Here is a 17334-nt window from a genome sequence, read left to right as displayed (position 1 = left end):
AGCGCCTGCTCCCCGCGTCGCAGGAATTGACGGACGATTTTGGAATCGGCCGCCAGGCAGAGAAGCGGACAGAGGTCCGTCGGCCCACCCTTGGAGAGGAGCATGACGCCACCGGCGAAAGCCAGCGACCTTGCTCAGCGGCAAGGTCTCGGTGCACGTTGAGGCGAACAGCAGCTGCTAGCCGCGTGCACCGCCGACAATCTGAACATATCCGCAGGACGAGAGCGCAAAGGCCAAGCGCTTTTAGGTCCCGAAACACCACTGGTCTACACCAGAGATCCTTCGCTAAAACGAAGTAGCAGGGCCCCGCGATGCTTGAATGCACCGGGGCCCATTCGTTTGCGCGCCATCTCTCCCTCGTCGCACCGCATTGCGTCACCGCGTGGGATCGGGAACAATTGTCCCGACAAGGTGAGGAACGATGATCGAAAAGCCGCACGTACGCATCTACACAGACTACAAGTCGCCCTACGCCTATGTCGCCAACAAGCGGCTGTTCGAGCTCGAGGAAACCTTTGGCGTCGAGCTGGAATGGCTGCCCTACACGCTTCGCATTCCCGAGTTCATGGGCACGGTCGAGGCGCGCACGCCGCATTTCTGGCGCAAGGTGCGCTACTCCTACATGGATGCGCGGCGGTTCGCCAATGCGCAGGGACTGACCATGAAGGGCCCGCGCCGCATCTACGACGCCTTCCACGCCAGCGCCGGAATGCTGTTCGCGCAGCGCCACGGGCTGTTCCGGCCCTATCATGACACGGTGTTCCAGAGATTCTGGAACCACGAGCTGGAGATCGACGACCTATCGGAGATTGCCGGCGTGATCTCTGCGATCGGCGGTTCCTCCGACGCCTTCGAGGCCTATGTTCGCGGCCCTGCCCGCGCGGAGCACGATCGCATCATCGACGAGGCCGAAGCGCTCGGCGTGTTCGGGGTGCCCAGCATGGTGTTCAACGGCGAGCTGTTCTGGGGTGGCGACCGCATCGACATGCTGATCGAGCGGATCAGGCATCCGGAATCGGTCGCGGTCGCGCTCGGGACCAGGCACCGGACCTAAGCTCTTGCCGTTCCAAATCGGGTTGCCGTCCCTGATCGATCAGCCTCCATTCAGGATCGCCCAGCATCCCGTGCGTTCCAGCAAGGGCTTCAACGCCGCGCGATCTCCGGCATCGAGCGCGGCAAATTTCTCGCGCAGCTGCTGCAGGCACTTGACCTGGTATTTGAACGGCGCCAGCGCGTAAGGCAGTCCCCAGACATTGATCTCGAGGCGCGCGAGGCCTTTGGCGAATGCATCCGCGTTAGCGGCAAGGAACGGCAGATAGAGTTCGCCCGCGATCCGCAGCAGCGCCTCGGCGAATCCGCCGAGCGCGTGCTCGCGCGGATACCAGTCGCCCTCCACACCGGAGGCATCATCGAGCCGCCGCACCCAGTGATCGGTGAACGGCGCGCGTTCGCGCATGATCCGCATCGGGGTCGGATCGGTGGCCATCTCGCTGAGCTGACCGAACCAGGCGAAATCCGCCAGCGACGGCCGGCTGCCGAACAGATAGTTCGTCATGCCGACATGCGGCTCGAACGCCGCGAGCGTCCGGCGATAGCTCTCCTCCAGCAGCGGACGGTTCTCCTCGGTCGCGCCGAGAATGACCATGCGCGAAATCTGCCGCTGCCGGAATTCCTCGATTTCCTCGCGGCTGCCGGCCGCGGCGTCCGACGTCGACCACTCCTCTCCCGCCCAGCGCGAGACATAAGCCTGATCTTCCGGATCCCACCAGCGATACAGAAACAGCGGCTTCACCGCCCATTCGTCGGCGAGGTCCTCGAGCAGATCGCAGATGAAGGCTGTGGCCTTATCCTCCGGGATTACCGACCGCCCCCGGTGACGCGCCTCCAGATCGTAGGCAAGCGTCGTGGTCTCGCCGCGATAGCTGCCGTCGGGATATTGCAGCACCGGAATCAGCATCGGCTTCAGATGCGCGGTCGCCGCGCGCAGCGCCTTGGTCATGATCGCCCAGTCGTGCGGGATGCGCCGGTAGCGCATCAGCGCGCGCAGCTTGATCGCATAGGGCGATGCGGTCGAACCGATCAGGCGGTAGCGGCCTTCCGTCATGACGCCCCCTCCGAAAACGCCGGATTGCCGTACGGATAGAACTGCGCAAGATCGACGTTCTTGTAGGGCAGCTTGTCCAGCTGCGTCGTGCCAAGGAAAGGCTCGTCAGGCTCGACCAGCAGGATCGTCCTGGCAAAGCCATTGTCGTCGAAGCCGCGCCGGAAATGCACCCGCGACTTGATCGCCATCACATCATAGCTGCCGATGTCAGGCACCAGCGCCTTCAGCGAGAACGGCTCCATGATTTGCACCAGATAGGTGGAGAGGATCAGCACATTGTTGCGGCCGAAGCGCACGCAGACCCAGAACTGCCCGTAGCCGTCACCCGCAGCCGAGATCGTGCCCTGAATGCGAACCGGATCGCCCGCCGACTCGTCGGCGCGGCCGCCGATCTCCATGTCGAAGGTATCGCCGGCCTTGGCGCCGGCCGCCTTCAGGCTTGCCGTCGCCCTGGCGTCGGCAATCGTAGCGACCACCGTGTTGGCGAGATCCTGCGCGATGATCTCGCGCAGCAGCCAGGTCGCCGACCCCGAGCGGTCGCTGTGATCGGCCAGCACCACCGGCGTGTTGCCATTGGCGACGGCCTGCTTGGCCAGCGCCACACCCTCGGCAATGCTGTGCAGCCTGGTCGATTGCAGCAGCGCCTCGCGCAGCCGCCAGATCGTGCCGGCGAGATCGCGCGCGACCTGCTCGGCGAGCTTTGGGTTGTCGTTGGTCAGGACCTGCACGGTCATGCCGATATCGGGCACATCGGCGAACGGGAAGCAGAAGAAGATGTTGACGTAGACGTCGACCTCGCGGGCCTCCCACACCAGCGCACGCTGCACGAGATCCATCCACGGCCGCGCGCCGGTCCATTGCAGCACGGTGGGCGAGATCACGGGGACCTTGATGGTCTTGTGCGCCGGTCTGTAGTCGCCGCGGATCGCCCGCACCAGCATGCGCGCCGCCCGTTCGCCCTGCAGATGCGCATCATAATGCGGGAAATATTTGACGGCGAACGCCATGTCCGCCTGTTCCAGGAATGCCTCATCCTCATTGCCGTGAGGATCGAAGGTCGCGGCGATGAAAGCGGAGCGGCCGATCACCTCGCGGACCTGCCGCGCCAGATCGGCCTCCGGCCGCGGCACGTCGCGCACGGCCATCGCGCCGTGCAGGCACAGATAGACCCCGTCGAACGGCCCCTCCTCCTTGAGCCCGGCAATCATCCTGCCGGTGAAGGTCCGGTAGGCTTCCTGGGTGATCCAGCCCGACCCGGTGTACGTCTTCGGCCAGAGCGGGGATTCGATGCCGACCAGTTCGACCTCGGAGAATTCGCGCGCCACCTGCACGAAGCCGCCCATGTAGTTTTTGGGATCGAACTGCAGCAGCGCCTCGCCCTTGGCCGGCGAGCCCGGATAGATGAAGTCGTCGAGTGTGGTCTCGTTCGGCAGGAACGAAACGGTTTCGTGGGAGAAATGCAGGACGGCAATACGAATCTTGCGTTCGCTCATTTTTGCGCCTCGGCTGTTTTCCGCATACTGGCATCGAAGGCGCAGCGGGCCAATGCCGCATTCGGTTTTTGCCCGCCAGATCTGCAAATAAGCAGACGCGCCGCGGCTTACGGCCGTGAGGATTCTGCTATGGTCCACGCCAACGATCGGGCCCCGACCCCGCAGATGTCTCAAGGAGAGAACGCCATGAATCCCCCCATCAGCTCGCCCGCGATCAAGGTCGTGAAATCCGTTCGCGAGCAGGTGAGCGCCGAGGAGTGGCAGGCCCGTGTCGATCTCGCCGCCTGCTATCGGCTGACGGCGATGTACGGCATGACCGAGATGATCGCGAACCACATCTCCTGCCGCGTGCCCGGCACCACCGACCAGTTCCTGATCAATGCCTATGGCATGCTGTATGAGGAGATCGACGCCTCCAGCCTGATCAAGGTCGACGTCGAGGGCAACACGCTGCTCAACGCCACCGACTATGATGTCAACGTCGCCGGCTTCGTGATTCACAGCGCCATCCACATGGCCAAGCACGACATGGACTGCGTCGCGCACACCCACACCCCGGCCGGCATGGCGGTCTCCGCGATGGAATGCGGCCTGCTGCCGCTGGCGCAGACCTCGATGCGCTTCCTGCACATCGCCTATCACGACTTCGAAGGCATCGCCGACAATGTCGACGAACGCGAGCGGCTGGTGCGCGACCTCGGCGACCACGAGGCGATGATCCTGCGCAACCATGGCCTGCTCGTCGTCGGCCGCACCGTGCCCGCCGCGTTCAACGTGCTGTTCCGGCTCGAGCGTGCCTGCCAGGCCCAGGTGATGGCGCTGTCCTGCAACACCAAGCTGATCTATCCGCCGCAAAACATCCTCGAAGACACCTATGAGCGGATGCTGCCCAAGCCCGGCCGCGCCGCGCGCAACGGCGAACTCGCCTGGCCGGCGCTGCTGCGCAAGCTCGATCGCGCCGATCCGTCGTACCGGGACTGAGATGAAATCGCGCCTTCGCATCAACTTTGGGCGTCGCTTGCCCGCTATTTGAGCGCACATTTTGCCGTGACATCGCCGATGCTAGCCGTCGGCGAGACGGCAGGTGCGTGCGATGAAAACCTTCATTCGCGTTGTTGAGCTCTGGGTGCCCGATCCAACGCGGACCCGGCTGGAATTCGGCGGCAGCCTCCACAGCACCGAATTTGCGGAGTTCAACGCGATCAGCGAGAACGCGCTGTTCGCCTATGACGAGGACCTTCCCGGCAAGGCCTGGGCGAGCGGCCATCCGGTCATCCCGACCGAATTCGCCAGTTCCTATTTCAAGCGAACCGACGAGGCGCGCGAAGCCGGCCTGACCTGCGGCGTCGCGCTTCCGGTGTTCGCCGGCGAATTCCTGATGGCGGTGATGGTGCTGCTCTGCGGTGACGACAGGAAGCATGTCGGCGCGATCGAACTTTGGCGCAACGATCCCGACAAATCCCACGAAATGGCGCTGGTCGACGGCTACTACGGCACCGCCGACATGTTCGAGTTCAACTCGCGTCACACCAAATTCCCGCGCGGCTTCGGCCTGCCCGGCCGGACCTGGAAGGCCGGCATGCCGCTGATCATCAAGGACCCGCACAATTCCAAGGGATTCCTGCGCCGGGAGGACGCGTCCGAAATCGGTATCAATTGCGGTGTCGGCATCCCCTACACGACCGGCGACCAGACCTGGGTGGTGACATTCCTGTCGGCGCAGGCGACGCCGATCGCACGCCGGTTCGAGATCTGGGTGCCTAACGAAGCGCGGTCGGCGCTGGTGTTTCACTCCGGCGACTGCAGCGAGCAGTCCAATCTTGCCACGCTCTATGCGGCCAAGACGATCAGCCGGGGTGAAGGCAGCATCGGCGGCGCATGGGCCACCGGCATGCCCGCACTCACCGAGCATCTGAAGCAGGATGAATCGATCGCGGCTACCCTGGCGCGTGGCTCCGGCATGAACCAGGTGGTCGCGCTGCCGGTGATCGAGAACGCCCGGCTCAAGGCGGTGCTGGCCTGGTATCTTTAGGGATTGGAATGAATGTCCAAGATCGCGCGGAGCTATCCGCCCCGTCATGCCCGCGCGAAGTCTTCGCCACCGCGTGGGCATGACGGCAGAGATACGAGCCCGCCATCTGCCCAATCGTCGTCCTGGCGAAAGCCAGGACCCATAACCACCGATATTTGTTGAGAGAGGGCCGTGGCCCCAGCGTCGCATCGCAACTGACATTTGGGGTAATGGGTCCTGGCTTTCGACAGGACGACATTGGATATGTTGCGCCGCTTCTGAGTCATGCTTTCGCATTCTCGCGACAACATCTGCCCGAATCTTGCGTCTCGTTCCGCCCTCTTCGTTCGCAGGGAAAGCCGGGTGCCGATTGCACCCATGGGTCCGGGGCAACAAAAGCACCGGGGGTAGGACCACAGGTGTAACCGGAGACTCCGGCTTTCCCTGCGCGATGGCTTACGGCTTATACGGGCTCTCCCCGGCGAGACTAGGCTTGCTTGTCACCGCCCTCGCAACACCCAAGCGCATCTTGCGAGAGGACACCAGCCACTTGGGCGTCAGGACCACACGACTTCACCGTCCGCTTCACATGCTGTCGTCGCTTGCATGATCCGCGTCTACCGCATCTCACCGCAACACTCCTGACAATCGCGACGCGCCCCCCAATCGGGTGAGACGGGCGGAATTTGATCACTGATTTGCCCGACGACGGAAGCGCCGATTTGCCCGTCGGGTTATTATGTCACAGGCGGCTCGTTGCCAGGTCATGCGGTCGGAACCCTGGCTTCGCAATTTCGCGACGGAAGCCGAAATCCGTTCAATCGCAATCGCTTACATACTCGCGCAAGTTGCAGCCAAGGTATTGGCGCGGTCAAATCACGTCCGGAGGCGCGCGCCGCGCCCGCGGCGTCTCCATAATCCTGCCCCGCGCATCGCGGCGACACAAATATTTGGTGCTGGTCGCCATCGACGCGACATGACGACCTTGCGCTTGACGTGCTGGCGATGGTCAACTCGCTGATCGGAATGTTCCTGCATCGTTGGGGGAAGCATGAAGTTCAAGATGATTGCGATCGCGGTTGGCCTCGGGCTCGCACTCGCCGCCACGGCGGAGGCCCAGACCCCGCGCAAGGGCGGGACCATTCGCATGACCGCGCCCTATGGCTCCAGCTTCACCAGCATGGACATCCACACGACACCGCGCGCCCAGGACGAGATCTACGCCAAGGCTCTGCACCGCTCGCTCTACATCTGGGACTCGACCGAGGGCAAGCCGGTTCTGGAACTTGCCAAGGAGGTCACCGTCTCGGGCGGTGGCCTCGTTCATACCTTCAAGCTGCGCGACGACGCCTATTTCCACAACGGCCGCAAGATGACGGCCGACGACATCATCTGGTCCTACAATCGCATCATGGACGGCACCAAGGCCTATCCCGGTGCGCGCTTTGTCCGCTTGATCGAGGGCGCGGCCGAGGTCGAGAAGGGCCAAGCCAAGGAAATCTCCGGCCTGAAGAAGATCGACGACTTCACCCTCGAAATGAAGCTGACCGAGAAAGTCGATCCCGCCTTCTATTTCTTCACCGCGTTGACCTCGATCTATCCGGCCGACGAGGGCGGCAAGGAGAGCTTCCTCCAGAAGCCGATCGGTCTTGGTCCATTCAAATTCGTCGAGCACGTGCCGGGATCGCGCATCGTGCTTGAACGCTGGGATCGGTTCTACAAGCCCGGCAAGCCATATGCCGACAAGCTCGTCGTATCGCTGATGGGCGAAGCCGCCGCCCGCGACGTCGCCTTCCGCAACAAGGAGATCGACACCTCGGTGCTTGGGCCCGCGCAATATGTCGCCTATCAGGCCGACTCCAACCTCAAGGGCAGCATCGTCGAGGTCGCCGAGGTCTTCACCCGCTATATGGGGATGAATCCCACGTTCAAGCCATTCTCCGACAAGCGGGTCCGGCAGGCCGTCAACTACGCGATCGATGCCGATCTGATCATCAGCAAACTGGTCAAGGGCAAAGCCTATCGCGCCACGAGTTGGCTGCCTTTGACCTCGCCGGCATACGACAAGGCCATGAAGCCCTACCCTTACGATCCTGCGAAGGCGAAGCAATTGCTCACCGAAGCGGGCTATCCCTCAGGCTTTGAATTCGAATGGACCACCAGTCAGAACGAAAGCTGGGGCTTGCCGATCGTCGAAGCCGCGATCCCGATGCTGGACAAGGTGGGCATCAAGGTGAAGGTCAAGCAGGTCGAGACCGCGGTGCTGGCGGAGGTCATTCGCAAGGGCGACTTCCAGGCCTTCATCTATTCCCAGGCGACCGGCCCGGATCCGCAGGCAGCGCTCAAATGCTTCCATTCGGCGACGCCGCAATCGGCCTGCAACTACACGACCTTCAAGAACGCGGACTTCGACAAGATGATCGATGCAGCCGGCCAGACCGACGATGCCGCAAAGCGCGTCCAGCTGCTGCAAAAGGCCAATGCGCTGCTCCAGGAGGAAGCGCCGATCTGGTTCTTCAACTACAACAAGGCCGTCATGGCGGTGCAGCCCTGGCTCAAGGGAATCCAGCTGGACGCGACCGAACTGACCCATCAGAACGTCGAAGACCTCTGGGTCGACGACACCTCGCCGGCGAAGTGACAGGTGCCAATCGCTCTCCCTCCATCGTGTGAAACGATGGAGGGGATGAGGAAAACGTCCAATGCTCTCCTTCGCGATCCGTCGAGTCCTGCAAACCATTCCGACCGTGCTGGCTGTCGTGCTGGTGATCTTCGTGCTGTTCAGCGTCGTTCCGGGAAGCATCGTGTCGAGCATGGGCGATGACGGCCGGGGTCCGACGGACCCGCAGGTCGTGGAACGCATGAAAAAGCAGCTCGGCCTCGACGATCCCGTTTACGTGCGGTTCGGCTCCTATATCGCCAAGCTCACGACAGGTGATTTCGGGACCTCGTTCCGGACCCGCGAGCCGGTCACGACCATGATTGCCAAACGGATGTGGCCAACGCTGCAGCTGATACTCGCAGCGCTGGCGTTTGCCATTACGGTCGGCGTTCCGCTCGGTTTCATCGCCGCGCTGAAGCCGGGCAGCATCGTCGACACGCTCTCGATGGTCCTGGCGGTGTCCGGCCTCTCGATGGCCAAATTCTGGCTCGGGCTTTTGCTGATGTATCTGTTTGCATTGAAGCTCGGCTGGCTGCCGAGCTTCGGCTATGGCGATGGCAGCCTCAAATATCTGCTCCTGCCTGCCGTGACCCTCGGCGTCTCGCCGATGGCGCTGCTGGCGCGGACGACGCGGGCAGCGGTGCTCGAGATCATGACTGCGGACTTTGTCCGGACGGCGCGCTCGAAGGGAATGAGCGAAACCCGGGTCGTGACGTGGCACGTGATGCGCAATGCTCTCGTCATCATTCTTACGGCGATCGGCCTGCAATTCGGCGTCGTGATGGGGCAAGCCGTCGTCGTCGAGAAATTGTTCTCCTGGCCGGGCATCGGCTCGCTGCTGGTCGACAGCGTCCTGCAGCGCGACATTCCCGCCGTGCAAGGCACCATTCTCGTGGTGGTGCTGTTCTTCCTCGCCGTCAATACATTGGTCGACCTGCTCTACGGCGTGATCGATCCCAGGATCAGATACTCATGAGCGGCGGCCAGTCTCATCACGTCAGCGCACGGTCGATCGTGCAGCCTGTTACTGCGGAGCGGCCGCGATGAAGCTTGGAACCAGCGCGATCATCGGCGGCGTGCTGTTCGCGCTTGCGATCTTCGTCGGCCTGTTCGCGCCCTGGCTCGCCCATACAGATCCGGTCATGGGCGCCAACCTCATGAATGCGGAAGAACCGCCGAGCTGGATCTGGTGGTTCGGCACCGACGCGCAGGGCCGCGACATCTATTCCCGCGTCGTGCACGGCGCGCGCATCTCGCTGACGGTCGGCATCGTCTCGCAGCTCGTCAACAGCGTCATCGGCGTGACGCTCGGCTTGACGGCGGGCTATTGGGGCGGGTGGTGGGACGATGTCGTCAACGGGCTGACCAATCTGATGCTCGCCATCCCCTCGCTGATCTTCGCACTCGCCATCATGGCGGTGCTCGGACCCGGCCTGACGAGCCTCCTGATCGCGCTCGGATTGACCAACTGGTCCTTCACCTGCCGGATCGCACGCGCCTCGACGCTGTCGCTCAAGAGCCAGGGCTACGTGCAGGCTGCGCGCGTGCTCGGCTATGGGGATTTGCGCATCATGATCACGCAGCTGCTGCCGAACATGGTCGGCCCCATCATTGTCATCGGCACGCTCGGCATGGGCGGGGCGGTACTGGCAGAAGCTTCACTTTCATTCCTTGGCCTCGGCATTCGTCCACCCTATCCAAGCTGGGGTAGCATGCTATCGGAGGCGCGCGACCAGATCACCACGGCGCCATGGCTGTCGGTATTCCCCGGCCTTGCCATCTTCCTGACGGTGCTCGGCCTCAATCTGCTGGGCGATGGCCTGCGTGACGTGCTGGATCCACAGTCGCGGAGCCGGCGCGCATGACGGCCGCTCCGCTGATCGAAGTCGAGGATTTGCGCATCGATCTCGACGACGGCGCCAGCCATGTTGCGGCGGTCGAGGGTGTTTCGTTCCGGATCGATCGTGGCGAGACATTCGGCCTTGTCGGCGAGTCCGGCTGCGGCAAGAGCATTACGGCGCTCGCCTTGATCGGCCTGCTGCGGCGGCCGCTCTCGGTCGCCGCCGGCGCGATACGGTTCGAGGGCCGCGAGATTCAGGGACTTTCCGCGGCCGAGCAGCGGGCGCTGCGCGGCGACCGCATCGCCATGATCTTCCAGGAGCCGATGACGGCGCTCAATCCGGTGTCGCCCGTGGGCCGGCAGATCGCGGAGATGTTCGTGCTGCACAAGGGCAAGAGCTGGCGCGAGGCAAACCAGCTCGCTGTCGAGGCGCTGGCGAACGTGCGCGTCCCGGCACCGGAGCGACGGGTGAAGGATTACCCGCACCAGCTTTCGGGCGGCATGCGCCAACGCGTGATGATCGCTATCGCGCTGGCATGCGATCCGGATCTTCTGATCGCCGACGAGCCGACCACCGCGCTGGACGTGACGGTACAGGCGGAGATCATCGAGCTGATGCGCAATTTGTGCGCCGAGCGGGGCACGGCGATCCTGATGATCAGCCACGATCTGGGCCTGGTCGCCAACGTCTGCCGCCGCGTCGGAGTCATGTATGCCGGTCGCATTGTCGAGGAACGCGGCTCGGACGACATCTTCCGCGCCTGCGCGCATCCCTACACGCAAGGCCTGGTCGACTCGCTGCCGCGGCTGGGGAGTCGCGCGGCGCTCGGCCGGTCGCGGCTCAGGGAGATCGCCGGCGTCGTCCCGGCGATCGCGGACTTTCCAAGCGGCTGCCGCTTCAATCCGCGTTGCGCGCAGGCGACCGAGATCTGCCGGACCACCGCACCGGAAACGACATGGCTCGCTGCGGGCGGGCTTGTCAGGTGCCACCACCATGCATAAACCCGCGGCGAAGCCTGGCGACGACGTCATCCTTAGTGTGGAGGATCTCGCGGTCCATTTTCCGCTCGGCGGCGGCTTCCTGGGCGGCGGCCAGCGGCTGCTGCGTGCGGTCGACGGCATCGATCTCGAACTGAAGCGCGGCGAGTGCCTCGGCCTCGTCGGCGAATCCGGCTGCGGCAAATCGACCGTCGCCCTTTCGCTGCTTGGGCTGCTGACGCCGACGCGAGGCAGGATCGTGCTCGACGGCCACGTCGTGACGGGCCAGCGATCGGTCGATCGAAAGCTCCTGGCCCGTACCGCCCAAATGGTGTTTCAGGATCCCTACGCCTCGCTCAATCCGCGCCAGACCGTTCGCCGCACGCTTGAAGACCCGCTGCGTCTGCATGGCGTGACGGCCCAAAGCGAGATCGACGGACGCATTGCGGCGATGCTCAAACATGTCGGCCTGCGGCCCGAGCAGGCCGGCCGCTACCCGCATGAATTCTCGGGTGGCCAGCGCCAGCGCATCGGCATCGCCCGCGCCCTGATCCTCAATCCCAAGATCGTCATCTGCGACGAACCGGTCTCGGCGCTCGATGTCTCGATCCGTGCCCAGATCATCAATCTGCTGCTGGAATTGAAAGAGAGTCTCGGCCTCTCCTACATCATGATCAGCCACGATCTCGGCGTGGTCGAGCACATGAGCGACAGGGTCGCGGTCATGTATCTCGGCCGCATTGTGGAGACGGGCGGCTGGCGCGAGATATTCGAGCGGCCGGCCCACCCGTATACGCAGACCCTGATCGCCGCGATTCCCGATCCGCTACGCCGCGCACCGCTCGCGACGACAAGGGGCGAGCTTCCCAATCCGCTCAATCCGCCGGACGGATGTGCATTCAGTCCACGCTGTCGCTACGCCGAAGCGGTGTGCCAGCGCGAGCCCGGGCCTTCGCTTCAAACGCGCGCCGATGGGCACGCGGTCCGGTGCTGGCGAGCTGACGAGATTGCCAGTCAGGCAGCACGGGCCGCAGGCGAGAGCGGACATCCCTAATATATCGGCGATCCGCACGTTTCCCAATGGCCCATCGGCTCCACCCATCCTTCGCCTCTACCTTCCTCCTACGATTTGCCCGCGGGACGCGTTTTCAATTAGGGTAGCGGGATGGACATGCTCGTCAAACTCTATGCGCTGCCCGATTCCCGGTCTGCTTACGATCGATTGCTCAAGGCCGGAATTGTCATGCGCCGGGCGCTCGCTCCCGAAAAGCACAAGGTCGTGGCCTGGGTGCGGGAAACGTTCAGCGAGGCATGGGCCAGCGAAACCGAGGTTGCGTTCAGCCGCCAACCGGTCTCCTGCTTCATCGCGATCCAGCAAAAGAAGATCGTGGGATTCGCCTGCCACGACGCGGCCTGCCGCAACTTCTTCGGCCCGACCGGCGTCGCGCCGAAGGCGCAGCAGGGCGGCATCGGCAAGGCACTGCTGTTCGCCTGCCTCGAGGACATGAAACACCAGGGCTTCGGCTACGCCATCATCGGCGGCGTCGGGCCGGCCGAATTCTATTCGAAGGCTGTCGGCGCGGTGGCCATCGAAGGCTCCGCGCCGGGGATTTACCGGGGACTTCTGTAGTTCGCAGTTCGTAGGATGGGTTTCGCTTCGCTCTACCCATCCTTGCGTCTAGCTTCACGGCTAGCGCAGCTCCCCGAAAAACTCCCGCACCTCGCGGACGAACAGCTCGGGCTGCTCGAACGCCGAGAAATGTCCGCCCTTCGGCATCTCGCGCCAGTGCTGGATGTTGGTGAAATTCGTCTCCATCCATTTGCGGACCGGCGTGACGATCTCCTTGGGAAACACCGCAACGCCGGTCGGCACGCTTACCTTGTGCGGGGTTCGCTTGCCCGGCCCAAAGCTTTCCCAATAGAGCCGCGCCGACGATGCGGCCGTCTCGGTCACCCAGTACAGCATGACATTGTCGAGCAGTTCGTCGCGGCTGAGGATGTTTTCCGGATGCCCGTCGCAGTCGGTCCAGGCCCAGAACTTTTCCAGGATCCAGGCCGCCTGCCCGCTCGGTGAATCCGTCAGCGCGTAACCAAGCGTTTGCGGCCGGGTGGACTGCTGCTTGGAATAGCCGGAATCCCAGTCGGCGTAGTATTTGATGCCGTTGAGCGCGCGGGCCTCCTCCGGCGTCGGCTGGCCCTCGACATTGGGCCGGGTCGACATCGCAAGCGTGATGTGGATGCCGGCGCAGTGCGCCGCATCCTGCCCGCCGATCGCGGTCGTGACCGCTGAGCCCCAATCGCCGCCCTGCGCGAAGTACCTGGCGTAGCCCAGCCGCTCCATCAGGACGGCCCAGGCCTTGGCGATCCGATCGACGCCCCAGCCTGTCACGGTCGGCTTGGCCGAGAAGCCGAAGCCCGGGAGTGACGGGCACACCACATGGAAGGCATCGGCCGCGCTGCCGCCATACGCCGTCGGATCGGTCAGCGGTTCGATCACCTTGTGGAATTCGACCACCGAACCCGGCCAGCCATGGGTGATGATCAATGGCCGTGCCTCGGGATGCTTTGAACGGACATGGATGAAGTGGATGTCGAGCCCATCGATCTCGGTGATGAACTGGCTGAAGCGGTTGAGCTGCGCCTCGCGCTGCCGCCAATCATAGGTCTCGGCCCAATAGCGGCAAACATCCCTGATCCATTGCAGCGGCGCGCCCTGGCTCCAGTCGTCGACCAGTTCGGCTTCCGGCCAGCGGGTCCGGCGCAGCCGGATGCGGAGATCCTCGAGGACATCGTCGCTGACGGCGATGCGAAACGGACTGATGGCGGTATTCATGGCGTCTCCCCGGGGCTCGAAATCTGCCTGGGGAACATAGGGCCGGACCGCGGGCCGATCAAACCGCCAGGTAACGCTACTTGCCGAGCGCCGTCGCCAACAGCGTTTGTGCCTGCTTGGTGGCTTCAGCGAATGCCGGCTGTTCCGGGGCGTGCTGGACGAAGCAGCGCTTGAATGCATCGTCGCCCTGCTGGCGCAGGTCGCCGAGCTTGTCATAGGCCTTCTTATCGATCCGCTTCTGACGCAGCTTCTCGTCCGCTTCATCCGCCCGCTTGTTGTAGTCGGCGCGGATCGTCGCGCAGGCCGGCACCGGCACGGTGGGCTCGATCTCGCCATAGGCGATGTAGAACTTGCCGTTGGCAAGCGCCGCAACGAACACCTCGTCGGCGGCCTCGGGGGTTGTGTCCTGGGTACGGCCGGCGAGAAAGCCGTAAGTCAGGGTGGCCGACGCCGGTTTGACGACCGGCAGCTCGTTGAAGTTGATCACCGCCGCATCGGTCGAAATCGCCTGCGTGTAGAGGCCCTCGAACTTCAGGGCCGGTTCGATCTGCTGCGGCACATTCTTGCTGCCCTTGTCCCACCACGCCTTGTGCTCGCGCAGCCAGCGCGTGAACAGGGCTTCGGAGGTGACGATGATATGGGCTTTCGGCTCGACGAAGCTGCCGTCGGCGCGCTTCTCACCGATCTTGCCGCCGTCCCTGCCGGTGTCGGCATCGAAGCGCAGGCCGTCCAGCATGCCGAACCCCATATCGCCCTTATACAGAGTGTCGAGGTTGAGCTGGGCGGGCGCAAAGCCAGGCCGGGCTGGCTGGGACAGGATCGCGATCAGCTGCCCCTTCAGGTCGTCACGCGCGGCCGCTTCCGCCTTGTCGACGGCCTCATTGATCTTGTTGTCGTTCGACAGCTTGGCGAATTTGGCAATCGCCGCGTCGCGCGCGGCAATATAGCGGTCCTCCGGCGACGCGGCGCGGGCCGGCGAAAGGACCAGGATCGGGGATAGGACGAGGGCAAGGCGGAGAATAAAATGCATGCCCTGTGGTCGCCCGCAGGGCATGCAAGGTTCAAGGTCACGGGTACTACCAGGATATCCGTCGCCGGCAGGCCCTCTGCCGACGCCGGATCTCGTCAGGGCCGGCCGGTCGTGCCGCCCTGGTCAGGCTGCCTTGATCAGGCTGCCTTGGATTTCGCCACATGGGTGGCAATCGCGTCCATCAAGGCCGGCGACAGGCAGTCATAGGGCTCGAGCCCGAGCTCCTTCAGCCGCGACCTGATCCCGGCCATATCGGCCGGCTTGACGCCGGACTCGATCACCGACGACACGAAGGCGGCAAATCCCGGAGCCGCAGAGCCGGACTCCTGGAACAGTTCGGGATGGATGAAGTCGAGGCCATAGAACGGATGACCCTTGTTCTCGATCCGGCCGTACATGTGCGTGCCGCATCCGGTGCAGGCGTGGCGCTGGATCACCGCGGCGCTATCTACGATCTTCAGCTTGTCGCCGTTCTCCAGCACGGTGACGTTCTCGCGCGGGACCACCGCGACCACCGAGAAGATGGCGCCCGCAGGCTTCCAGCATTTGGTGCAGCCGCAGGCGTGGTTGTGGGCGACGTCGCCCTTGACCCCGACCTTGACCTTCTTGTCCGCGCATTTGCAGACCAGCGTACCGCCGGCAAAACTCCCGGAGCCTTGCTTGACGCCATTGTCGACTGACGGGTGGATATGAACAGTCATTGACCTATCCTCCTAGTGCTTGGTGTTTTGATTTTAGAACACGACGACCGAACGGATCGACTTGCCCTCGTGCATCAGGTCGAAGCCCTTGTTGATCTCGTCGAGCTTCAGCACGTGGGTGATCATCGGATCGATCTGGATCTTTCCGTTCATGTACCAGTCGACGATCTTCGGCACGTCGGTGCGGCCGCGCGCGCCGCCAAACGCGGTGCCCTTCCAGACACGTCCGGTGACGAGCTGGAACGGCCGGGTTGCGATCTCCTTGCCGGATTCCGCGACGCCGATCACGACCGACACACCCCAGCCACGGTGGCAGGCTTCCAGCGCCTGGCGCATCACGTTGGTGTTGCCGGTGCAGTCGAAGGTGTAGTCGGCGCCGCCGTCGGTCAGGGCCACCAGGTGCTGCACGATATCGCCGCTCACCTTGGTCGGGTTGACGAAATGCGTCATGCCGAACTGGCGGCCCCAATTGTCCTTGGAGTCGTTGATGTCGACCCCGATGATCTTGTCGGCGCCGACCATCTTGGCGCCCTGGATCACGTTGAGGCCGATGCCGCCGAGGCCGAACACCACGACGTTGGAGCCCGGCGTCACCTTGGCGGTGTTGACGACGGCACCGACGCCGGTGGTGACGCCGCAGCCGATGTAGCAGCTCTTGTCGAACGGCGCGTCCTCGCGGATCTTCGCCACCGCGATCTCGGGCAGCACAGTGAAGTTCGAGAAGGTCGAGCAGCCCATATAGTGGAAGACCGTCTTGCCCTTGTAGCTGAAGCGCGAGGTGCCGTCGGGCATCACGCCCTTGCCCTGCGTGGCGCGGATCGCGGTGCAGAGATTGGTCTTCTGGCTCAGGCAGCTTTTGCACTGCCGGCATTCCGGCGTGTAGAGCGGGATCACGTGATCGCCCGGCTTCACCGACGTCACGCCGGCGCCGACCTCGCGAACGATGCCGGCGCCTTCGTGCCCAAGGACCGAGGGGAAGATGCCTTCGCTGTCGAAGCCGTCGAGCGTGTAGGCATCGGTGTGACAGATGCCCGTCGCCTTGATCTCGACAAGGACCTCGCCGGCCTTGGGGCCTTCCAGGTCGAGCTCGACGAGCTCAAGCGGCTTCTTGGCTTCGAATGCAACTGCGGCGCGGGTCTTCATCTCGGTCTCCACAAAACATCAAACAGGTTTGTCATTCGCGCCGGTCACGCTCAGTTCTTGTTGCCCATGCAGGCGTCTTCCGCCTTTCCATAGGCTTCCGACTTGTCTTCGTGCTTGGCCGGCCGGACACGCTCAACCGCATCATTGGCGCGGGCGCGCAGATACACATAGAGGTCGTCCATGTAGCAGGCAACGTTCGGGTTATCGCCGAATGCCGGCATGACGTTTTCCTGCGACGTCGATACGTTCTTGCGCCCGCTCGCGACCACGCCCATGAAGTCGGCATAGCTCATGGTCTTCAGCGAATCCTTCAAAGCCGGTGCGTAAGTCGAGCCCATGCCGTCGGGTCCGTGGCAGACGTGGCACTCCGAATGATAGCGGCGGTAGCCCGAGTAGGTGTACCAGTCCACCGTACCGTCGGACGCGACCTTGAACGTCGGGTTTCCATCCTTGTCGAGATACTTGCCGTCCTCGGACTTGACGGCGGTTGGATCACCTGCGTCCTCGGCGGAGGCAACTCCTCCCATTGCCACGACGAA

General features: G+C 63.6%; 16 protein-coding genes. 9 read left to right on the top strand and 7 right to left on the bottom strand.

Annotation, left to right across the window (positions count from 1 at the left end):
* The first annotated feature begins 424 nt into the window (after positions 1-424).
* On the top strand, positions 425-1054 hold the full coding sequence (locus AC066Y_RS07530; protein WP_478273386.1) for a DsbA family protein: 630 nt from the start codon (positions 425-427) through the stop codon (positions 1052-1054).
* Between the two features lie 39 nt (positions 1055-1093).
* On the opposite strand, the gene AC066Y_RS07525 is transcribed toward AC066Y_RS07530, so the two are convergent.
* Positions 1094-2104 (bottom strand): glutathione S-transferase N-terminal domain-containing protein, encoded by a 1011-nt coding sequence (locus tag AC066Y_RS07525; protein WP_478273310.1) that lies wholly within the window; start codon positions 2102-2104, stop codon positions 1094-1096.
* Positions 2101-3597 (bottom strand): M81 family metallopeptidase, encoded by a 1497-nt coding sequence (locus tag AC066Y_RS07520; RefSeq protein WP_478273309.1) that lies wholly within the window; start codon positions 3595-3597, stop codon positions 2101-2103. Before AC066Y_RS07520 ends, AC066Y_RS07525 begins: the two co-directional genes overlap by 4 nt.
* Before the next feature lie 186 nt (positions 3598-3783).
* Between AC066Y_RS07520 and AC066Y_RS07515 the strand changes: the two genes are divergently transcribed.
* The 8 genes from AC066Y_RS07515 to AC066Y_RS07480 all read left to right on the top strand — a co-directional run bounded on the left by AC066Y_RS07515 (position 3784) and on the right by AC066Y_RS07480 (position 12718).
* Complete coding sequence (locus AC066Y_RS07515) at positions 3784-4578, top strand: class II aldolase/adducin family protein (RefSeq protein ID WP_478273308.1); 795 nt, start codon at positions 3784-3786, stop codon at positions 4576-4578.
* A 112-nt stretch (positions 4579-4690) separates the two neighbouring features.
* On the top strand, positions 4691-5629 hold the full coding sequence (locus AC066Y_RS07510) for a GAF domain-containing protein (RefSeq protein WP_478273307.1): 939 nt from the start codon (positions 4691-4693) through the stop codon (positions 5627-5629).
* 1030 nt (positions 5630-6659) lie between these two features.
* Positions 6660-8249, top strand: a complete 1590-nt coding sequence (locus tag AC066Y_RS07505; protein WP_478273306.1) for an ABC transporter substrate-binding protein — start codon at positions 6660-6662, stop codon at positions 8247-8249.
* Between the two features lie 61 nt (positions 8250-8310).
* Entirely contained in the window at positions 8311-9246 is a 936-nt protein-coding gene (locus AC066Y_RS07500; RefSeq protein ID WP_478273305.1) for an ABC transporter permease, read from the top strand.
* A 67-nt stretch (positions 9247-9313) separates the two neighbouring features.
* Positions 9314-10135 carry an ABC transporter permease gene (locus tag AC066Y_RS07495; protein WP_229163981.1) on the top strand — a complete coding sequence of 274 codons (822 nt, stop codon included), beginning with the start codon at positions 9314-9316 and terminating at the stop codon, positions 10133-10135.
* Complete coding sequence (locus AC066Y_RS07490; protein ID WP_478273304.1) at positions 10132-11112, top strand: ABC transporter ATP-binding protein; 981 nt, start codon at positions 10132-10134, stop codon at positions 11110-11112. The genes AC066Y_RS07495 and AC066Y_RS07490 overlap by 4 nt, the downstream gene beginning before the upstream one ends.
* Complete coding sequence (locus tag AC066Y_RS07485) at positions 11105-12142, top strand: ABC transporter ATP-binding protein (protein ID WP_478273303.1); 1038 nt, start codon at positions 11105-11107, stop codon at positions 12140-12142. Before AC066Y_RS07490 ends, AC066Y_RS07485 begins: the two co-directional genes overlap by 8 nt.
* 111 nt (positions 12143-12253) lie before the next feature.
* Positions 12254-12718: a GNAT family N-acetyltransferase gene (locus tag AC066Y_RS07480; RefSeq protein ID WP_478273302.1), complete on the top strand. Its 465-nt coding sequence runs from the start codon at positions 12254-12256 to the stop codon at positions 12716-12718.
* A gap of 60 nt (positions 12719-12778) precedes the next feature.
* Here the strand turns inward: AC066Y_RS07480 and AC066Y_RS07475 are convergent, their stop codons facing one another.
* The 5 genes from AC066Y_RS07475 to AC066Y_RS07455 form a co-directional block, all read right to left on the bottom strand.
* Positions 12779-13921 carry an epoxide hydrolase family protein gene (locus tag AC066Y_RS07475; protein WP_478273301.1) on the bottom strand — a complete coding sequence of 381 codons (1143 nt, stop codon included), beginning with the start codon at positions 13919-13921 and terminating at the stop codon, positions 12779-12781.
* 76 nt (positions 13922-13997) lie between these two features.
* Complete coding sequence (locus tag AC066Y_RS07470; protein ID WP_478273300.1) at positions 13998-14951, bottom strand: hypothetical protein; 954 nt, start codon at positions 14949-14951, stop codon at positions 13998-14000.
* Positions 14952-15088: 137 nt separating this feature from the next.
* Positions 15089-15652, bottom strand: a complete 564-nt coding sequence (gene gfa / locus AC066Y_RS07465; RefSeq protein ID WP_478273299.1) for an S-(hydroxymethyl)glutathione synthase — start codon at positions 15650-15652, stop codon at positions 15089-15091.
* A gap of 33 nt (positions 15653-15685) precedes the next feature.
* Positions 15686-16795: an S-(hydroxymethyl)glutathione dehydrogenase/class III alcohol dehydrogenase gene (locus AC066Y_RS07460; RefSeq protein WP_478273298.1), complete on the bottom strand. Its 1110-nt coding sequence runs from the start codon at positions 16793-16795 to the stop codon at positions 15686-15688.
* A gap of 50 nt (positions 16796-16845) precedes the next feature.
* The gene (locus tag AC066Y_RS07455; RefSeq protein ID WP_478273385.1) at positions 16846-17322 is read right to left on the bottom strand and encodes a c-type cytochrome, methanol metabolism-related; all 477 of its coding nucleotides are present in this window, start codon (positions 17320-17322) and stop codon (positions 16846-16848) included.
* Positions 17323-17334: the final 12 nt, after the last annotated feature.

The sequence above is a fragment of the Bradyrhizobium sp. USDA3010 genome (assembly GCF_056429065.1).
The sequence above is the reverse complement of the archived record's forward strand: the minus strand, read 5'-3'. Positions and strand labels throughout refer to the sequence as shown.